Annotated in this window: 9 protein-coding genes and 1 pseudogene; 7 read left to right on the forward strand and 3 right to left on the reverse strand. The window is 69.5% G+C overall.

Annotated elements, in window-relative coordinates:
- A partial coding sequence (locus tag NBZ85_RS25265; protein WP_261562717.1) for a tetratricopeptide repeat protein occupies nt 1–1433 on the forward strand: 1433 nt, incomplete at its 5' end.
- A gap of 381 nt (nt 1434–1814) precedes the next feature.
- A complete protein-coding gene (locus NBZ85_RS25270) occupies nt 1815–2363 on the forward strand; it encodes an HD domain-containing protein (RefSeq protein WP_261562718.1) in 549 nt (182 codons plus the stop codon).
- Here the strand turns inward: NBZ85_RS25270 and NBZ85_RS25275 are convergent.
- On the reverse strand, nt 2351–2821 hold the full coding sequence (locus tag NBZ85_RS25275; RefSeq protein WP_261562719.1) for an NUDIX hydrolase: 471 nt from the start codon (nt 2819–2821) through the stop codon (nt 2351–2353). The genes NBZ85_RS25270 and NBZ85_RS25275 overlap by 13 nt on opposite strands.
- A gap of 6 nt (nt 2822–2827) precedes the next feature.
- The gene (locus NBZ85_RS25280) at nt 2828–3676 is read right to left on the reverse strand and encodes a helix-turn-helix domain-containing protein (protein ID WP_261562720.1); all 849 of its coding nucleotides are present in this window, start codon (nt 3674–3676) and stop codon (nt 2828–2830) included.
- A 226-nt stretch (nt 3677–3902) separates the two neighbouring features.
- Here NBZ85_RS25280 and NBZ85_RS25285 point away from each other — a divergent pair, with 226 nt between their 5' ends.
- Together NBZ85_RS25285 and NBZ85_RS25290 are read left to right on the forward strand one after the other, a co-directional pair.
- Nucleotides 3903–4187 (forward strand): hypothetical protein, encoded by a 285-nt coding sequence (locus NBZ85_RS25285; RefSeq protein ID WP_261562721.1) that lies wholly within the window; start codon nt 3903–3905, stop codon nt 4185–4187.
- Nucleotides 4188–4309: 122 nt separating this feature from the next.
- Complete coding sequence (locus NBZ85_RS25290) at nt 4310–4654, forward strand: hypothetical protein (RefSeq protein ID WP_261562722.1); 345 nt, start codon at nt 4310–4312, stop codon at nt 4652–4654.
- A 52-nt stretch (nt 4655–4706) separates the two neighbouring features.
- On the opposite strand, the gene NBZ85_RS25295 is transcribed toward NBZ85_RS25290, so the two are convergent.
- Entirely contained in the window at nt 4707–5174 is a 468-nt protein-coding gene (locus NBZ85_RS25295; protein WP_261562723.1) for a helix-turn-helix domain-containing protein, read from the reverse strand.
- Nucleotides 5175–5359: 185 nt separating this feature from the next.
- Here NBZ85_RS25295 and NBZ85_RS25300 point away from each other — a divergent pair, with 185 nt between their 5' ends.
- From NBZ85_RS25300 to NBZ85_RS25310, 3 genes and pseudogenes are all read left to right on the forward strand, one after another.
- Nucleotides 5360–5770: a plasmid replication, integration and excision activator gene (locus tag NBZ85_RS25300; RefSeq protein ID WP_261562724.1), complete on the forward strand. Its 411-nt coding sequence runs from the start codon at nt 5360–5362 to the stop codon at nt 5768–5770.
- Complete coding sequence (locus NBZ85_RS25305) at nt 5767–6081, forward strand: hypothetical protein (protein WP_261562725.1); 315 nt, start codon at nt 5767–5769, stop codon at nt 6079–6081. Before NBZ85_RS25300 ends, NBZ85_RS25305 begins: the two co-directional genes overlap by 4 nt.
- A 121-nt stretch (nt 6082–6202) precedes the next feature.
- Nucleotides 6203–6766 (forward strand): annotated as a pseudogene (locus tag NBZ85_RS25310) (FtsK/SpoIIIE domain-containing protein); the annotation flags it as partial.

The raw sequence follows: 6766 nt of genomic DNA on the forward strand, positions 1-6766 counted from the left end.
GGCTGGGGGCGGTGGTGCAGGTCCCGACGTTGGCCCGGGTGGAGTCGGTGGCGCTGCTGTCGGGCCGGGTTCCTGACATGGACGCCGACACCGCGGATCGGATCGCCGATCTGCTGGGTGATCTGGCTTTGGCGGTGGAGCAGGCTGCGGGGTTCTGTGAGCAGACCGGTACCCCGGCCGCCGAGTTCGCCGGGCTGCTCGCGGACCGGCTAGACGAGGTGATCGAGTTTGGGGAGGTGGTGGGGCGGGCCGGGGTGACGGTGGCGACGCTGTGGGAGTTGTCGGTCAGCCGGCTCGCCGTCGCGGAGCCGGCTGCGGTGGAACTGCTGGAGCTGCTGGCGTTCTGCGGTCCGGAGCCGGTGCCGTTGGATCTGCTCGTCGACCGGTCGGAGCTGCTCGGCGAGGGCGCCCTGTCGCAGGTGGTAGTGGACCGTCTGGCGTGGACGCGGACCGTCGGGGCGCTGGTCGGCTACGGCCTGGCCAGCCGGGACACGCGCACGGTGGTGGTGCATCGGCTGATACAGGCCACGACCCGCCGGCGGACCTCCGAGGCACGGCGGTCGGCGGTGCTGGCGGTGCTGCTGCGGCTGCTGCGCGCGGACCTGCCCGGTGACATTGTGCGTTCTCCGCAGGGATGGCCACGATGGCGGGATCGGCTCCCCCACGTGCGTACGGTTGTCGGCCAGATGCCTGATCCGGACAGCGCGCCGAGTACGTCCGAGGCGGATGTGCCGAACGACGTCGATGATCTGGTGTGGTTGTGCGACCGGGCCGCGACCTATCTTCAGGAACACGGCCGGGCCGGTGAGGCGCTGCCGCTGTTCCAACGCGCCCTGACCATCGACGAAGCCGTCTACGGCCCCGACCACCCCGAGGTCTCCACCGACCTGAACAACCTGGCCTTGGCACTGCAAGACCTGGGCCGGGCCGGGGAGGCGCTGCCGCTGTTCCAACGCGCCCTGACCATCGACGAAGCCGTCTACGGCCCCGACCACCCCGAGGTCTCCACCGACCTGAACAACCTGGCCTCGGCACTGCAAGACCTGGGCCGGGCCGGGGAGGCGCTGCCGCTGTTCCAACGCGCCCTGACCATCGACGAAGCCGTCTACGGCCCCGACCACCCCGAGGTCTCCACCCGCCTGAACAACCTGGCCTTGGCACTGCAAGACCTGGGCCGGGCCGGGGAGGCGCTGCCGCTGTTCCAACGCGCCCTGACCATCGACGAAGCCGTCTACGGCCCCGACCACCCCACGGTCTCCACCCGCCTGAACAACCTGGCCTCGGCACTGCAAGACCTGGGCCGGGCCGGGGAGGCGCTGCCGCTGTTCCAACGCGCCCTGACCATCGCCGAAGCCGTCTACGGCCCCGACCACCCAAGTGTCACGACTATCCGCGGCAACCTTGAAGCTGCTCGAAACTCTCTCGACGGGTAACCACGGAAAGTCTCGCCGCTGGCAGGCCGCGCGGGTCAGGCTGTCCGGGGAGCGAAGCGCCCTGGTTCGGTCTCCCGGCTGTGCGCTGGCATGCCCCCTACTCGTTGTTCTGCCACCCGGCGTGCGCGGCGGCACGTCCCGGTCGGGCTTGTCGTGCCATGGCTGCCCTCCCCCCACGCTGCCGACCGTGGCGCTTCTCGAACATCCGGGGGATCATCTGCGCGGTGCGGGCTGGCGACGCACCGGCGAGCACGGCCGTTTACGGCCGCGCGCAGCCGTCGCGCGGCGCGGGCCCGCACCGCGGCTTGATCCTAAAACGGGGGATTCGGCAGTCTGCGGCACTCGCTGACGGCCTGGGGTCGGGCGCCGTACGGTGATCTGGTGGAGGTAGCGGCTGCTGAGCGGTTGGCGAGCGGGCTTCTGACCCCGTTGGGGGATCGATGGCGGCATGTGCAGGCGGTGGCCGCTGCTGCTCGCGAGGTTTCGGCAGCAGTCGACCCGGAAGATCGGGATCTGCTGGTGGCGGCGGCCTGGCTGCATGACATCGGCTATGCGCCGCCGATCGGCCACCTGCGGTTCCATCCGGTCGACGGTGCGCGGTTCCTCGAAGCCCAGGACGCTTCGGAACGGCTGTGCGCCCTGGTCGCGCACCACTCGTGCGCCCGGTACGAAGCCGAGGAACGGGGGCTGACGGCGGAGCTGTCCGCCTGGGAGCTGGAAGTCTCGCCCGTGATGGACGCGCTGTGCACGGCGGACATGACGACCGGTCCGCAGGGTCAGCGGTTCAGCTTCCCCGACCGCATCGCGGAGATCCTCTCCCGCTATGGGGAAGGATCAATCGTCCACCGGTCGATCAGTCGGGCTCGGCCCGACCTACAGGCGTCGGTGGATCGGACCTCGTCCCGGCTGGCGCTAGTTCAGCCAAGGTAGGGCGTCGCCCGGTGCTCCAGGTAGTGATCGATCCGCAGTCGCATCGACGGGTGGATGTTCAGCCCGTCGAGGTCGGCTGGGGCGACCCATTTGACCTCCTTCGTCTCGCTGGACGTCCGCAGCTCGCCGCCAAGTAGGCGGGTCGTGAAGCAGAGCGAGAACTGCTGGCGGACCTCGCCGTCGTCGTAGGCCAGGACGTGCCGCGGGTTCGTGTAGACGCCGATCAGGCCGGTGACCTCGATATCGATGCCGGTTTCCTCTTTCGTCTCCCGGACGGCGGCGTCGGTGATGGACTCGCCAAGGTCCATGCCGCCGCCGGGGAGCGCCCACAGGTCGTTGTCGGTCTTGTGGACCATCAGAATCCGGTCGGAGGCGTCGACGACCACGGCCGTGACCGAGGGGACGACGCTGTTCGCCTTGGGAGCGTTCGGGTCGTTGAAGTAGTCGATCCGCGCCACGGGGTATCAGGCTCCTTCGGTGGTGGCCCAGACCCGCTCGAAGCTCGCCGCGTAGTGGTCGAACAGCCCGCCGGGCTGCTCGCGCAGGTGCAGGACGGGCGAGTGGGCGGCGGGGGCACCGTAGACGTGGGTGTTCACAAGCATGTCGCCGTCGAACCGGTAGATCGAGTTGTAGAGCGTGGTGCTGTGCAGGCGTAGATCGATCCCGGGGGCGTCCCGCAGGGGGGCGAGGTAGGTGAGGGTGATCCGGGTCCGGGCGGCCAGGCCGTCTCCGATGCCCTCCTCGTCCCCGCGCAGGGCGATGGCGGGAGATTCTGGGTTCCCGAGCGCGTAGCGGATCTTCACTCCGCTTGCGGCCTTGCGCCGCAGGATGGTTGTGAAGTCGGCGTGTCCGTCGGGCAGGAACAGGCCGGCGATCACGAGGACATCGACCTGATGTGTCGCTTCGGCGAACAGGGCCCGCCACAGATCGCCCGGTACGGCGGTGCGGCTCGGGTAGACCCGCACCATCTCGGCGGGTACCTCCGCGGCCGGCCCGCCGGCGGGTCCGGATCGCGGCTCCGGAACGCTGCCCGGCTTGTCGGCCAGACCGATGCGTGCCCGCGGGATACCGATCCCGTCGGCGATCCGCTCGAAGATCTCCAGGCTGGTGACCTGGCGGCGGCCGTTCTGGATCTCACTCACATGCGACTGCGGGACCTCGCAGGCGGCGGCTATCTGCGTCTGCGTCGCTCCGGTCCACTGGCGAAAGATCTTGAAGACCGCGCCGATGTCGCGGCGGGCGAGCGCCTCGGACATGTCGGGCCGGTCCCACAGATCGGCCGGAGCCTGCGGGAGGGGGCGGCGGACGGACACCACAAGCGCCTCCGGACGGTAGGAACAGGACCGTCTGTCCTCGATCGACTGCGAGGCAGCATATCCGGTCTCCGTATAGATCGGAAGTCTGGGCGTATACGTCCGGCGGCCTTCCGTGACAACTGTCCCGGCTGGACGGTGGATGAGCACCGGTTCCGCCTGGTGGCGCTCACCCCCGGCGGCTCCTGGCATCCACTGCACGTCGCCGAGCACGGGAGGGCAGATCGTGATCACATTCGATGCAGGTGGCGGTGAAGACCCAGGCAGGCCGCTGTTCGGCCTCGTCCGTTTCGAGCCTGGCGAGGAACGGCGGGTACGCGACACGCTGATCTCCTTCGACACGGCCACCGCGGCTGACCTCCTCGTGATCCGTGAGCGGTGGACGGACGACTACCAGGTGACTCCGCTGCGGTTCGTCGTCCCCGAGGAGCTGCGCCCACCGGCCGGCGCCCGGCTACCTCTCGACGACATGGTGGCCCGCTTCCCGACCCGTCATCGGCGGCGTGCATGACCTCGTCTGTTTCGCCTGATCGGTCAAGGTCCGCTGCTCCGGTCACCGCCAATGGCGCACAGGGCGACCAAGGTCATCCGCCTGCCGTCGCGCTGCTGCCGTGGGGCGCCGCGGAATGGGCGGTGATCATTCAGCCGGGCTCGGACTCCGCGGACATCCTCCGGGCGGTGGCCCGGATGCCGGCCGGGCTGACCTTCACCGAGTCCTACGGCGACGTGGATACCGTGCTCGTCTACCGCGCACCGGCCGAGCTGGCCGGCGACATCGACAACGACGATCCGGGGCCGTCTCGACGGGGCTGCGCAGGCGCCGCGCTGCGGAAGGCCCTTGACCTCCATCCATGCCGACCAGACTCGCGGTGGATGACCGGTGGGGAACGCGCCGCGTTCCAGGCCGGTCAGGTGGAGGCGCTCGAATTGGTCCGCCGGGCCATCCTGCACGCCCTCGGTGTCCCACCGGTCTCGTGAGCTGAGCACATCGAACGGTTTCCGATCGGGAACGGGCCGGTCTCGGCGGGTACTACTTCGCCGGGTCCGGCCCGTTGTCGTTGGCCTGTTCCCCGGCGCGGCCGACCCCGGGCACGATGCGTTCCGCGAGGTCGGTGAGCCGCTGCTCGATGCGGAGCAGGACGGCGAGGATCTGGTGGTCGGTGCCCGCGCTTGCAGAGTCGCTCCCCGGTGGTGCCTGTTCCGCCGCATCGCGCTCCTGGTCCTGGTCCTGGAGCAGGACGCGGATGAGGTGGTCGTGCGGCCAGTCGAGCGCGCTGGCCACGGCGGTGAGCGTGGCGTTCTGGACTCGGCGCCGCTGGGCTCCGTGCTGGAGCTGCCGTATCGTCGCGACCGACACCCCGGATGCGGTGGCAAGCGCCTGCTGTCCGATCCGCAGAGCGGCCATCCGCGCGTTGAGTGCGTCGGCCACGGCCTGCCAGTCCTCGCCTTCCACCCGCCCACGGGCGGTGTATGGCGGAACTCCCCGTCTGTTTGCCACTCGCAAAATTTAGCGTGACACTGAACAGATACTCCAGCCGGTCAGTGGATATTTTCCATACCACGCCCGTATACATGGGTGCGAAAGTACTTGGCGAGCGGTTAGTGAGCGGTTCAGAGTGGGTTCTGCCCGACAGCGGCCGGAACACCGGCGGCGGGGCTGAACCCCACGGAGGATGATCGCCAATGGCGGTGCCATCGCGTATTCCGGTGCGTTTCGAGGACGTGTTCCCGGCGGGTGCGTTTGTGCTGGGGGTGGAGGCGTCGAACGACTACGACAAGGTGAAGGCGAACCTGCCGGACGTTCAGGCGCGAGACAAGGACACCGGCGAGCGGGTCTGGGTCGTCCGCGTGCTGGACGCGGACCCGGCGGCCCGGCAGGCCGAGGTGAAGGTGAAGATCACGGGTGAGGTGCAGCCGGTTCCGCCGGAGGTGATGCCGGGGACGCCGTTTCGGCCGGTGCTGTTCGAGGGTTTGACGGTGACGCCGTGGGTGGACACCAACGGGTCCCGTCCGCGGCAGGGATTCGCGTTTCGGGCGGCGGCGATGGTCGCCGTGGGCCAGTCGGGCCGGCGGACTCAGGCGGTGGCGGCATGAGCGGCGAGGAACGGACGCCGTCGTACCTGTCGATGTGCCTGTCCGTCGGCGGGGACTGGCGGGTGACCTGCCACACCTACCCGGACCGCGGGCCGATCCTGGCCGTCGACGCCGGCGGGATGTCGCTGACCGTGTCAGCGAAGCAGGGCACCCCGGATGCCGACCACCTCGATTTCGCGTACGCGCTGCTGGCCACGGTGAACGACTATCTGATCGCCTGCGAAGCCCACCGTTTCGACGCCGAGGAAACGGCGAACTCTTCAACTGACATTGCGAATCCGGCGGCTGTGGTGGAGAACCGCGCCGCCTAGCACCACCCTCCCCTTCCGGCCGGCGGCCCGGACCTTCTGTTTCCGCTCCGGGCCCGCCCGCCGCTTTCCCCACTCGCATATCCCTGTAGTTCCTTGCGCTCGAAAACAGGTGGTATTTGTCATGTCCAGAATCAGCGGTGACAAGGCGTCGCCGCGCATTCCCACCCGCAACGACAAGATGCGGGTGCCGCTGTGGATGCTGCTCCTCGCCGTCGCCGGGAAGGGCCTGTGGCTCGCTGCCCGCTGGTCCTTCCGCCACCGGGTCGCGGTCGCCGTCGTGGTCGGGCTGCTGCTGTTCGTTCACCGGTTCGGCCCGGTGGGTCTGGCGGTTCTCGCCGGTGGGCTGGTCGTGGTGGTGCTGGTCTGGGCGCGGGTGCACCCGCGGTCGTGCTCCTGGCTGGGCCGCTGGCTGTGGGGCCGGACCCGACTCGCGTTCATCTACCGCTGGCGGTGGCGCGCCGCGATGGTCCACACCGACCTGGCCATCCGCATGCCGATGTCGACCGGCGACCAGGTGACGTTCGACGAGTACTTCCCGCGTATCCGCACGATCTACTCCACGCGGGCTGTGGATGTGCTGCGGGTGGAACTGCTGCCCGGTCAGACCCCCGGGCAGTGGGCGGAGCAGGGCGAGGCGCTGCGGCACATCTTCCGGGCCCGGCGCTGCCAGGTGCAGGCCGAGACG

The organism is Frankia tisae, from assembly GCF_025403405.1.
GTDB classification, from domain to species: Bacteria; Actinomycetota; Actinomycetes; order Frankiales; family Frankiaceae; genus Frankia; species Frankia tisai.

Coding starts and splice junctions, on each gene's coding strand:
- NBZ85_RS25300 (WP_261562724.1), top strand. CDS start 5,360: ATGGCGGTGCCATCGCGTATTCCGGTGCGTTTCGAGGACGTGTTCCCG.
- NBZ85_RS25305 (WP_261562725.1), top strand. CDS start 5,767: ATGAGCGGCGAGGAACGGACGCCGTCGTACCTGTCGATGTGCCTGTCC.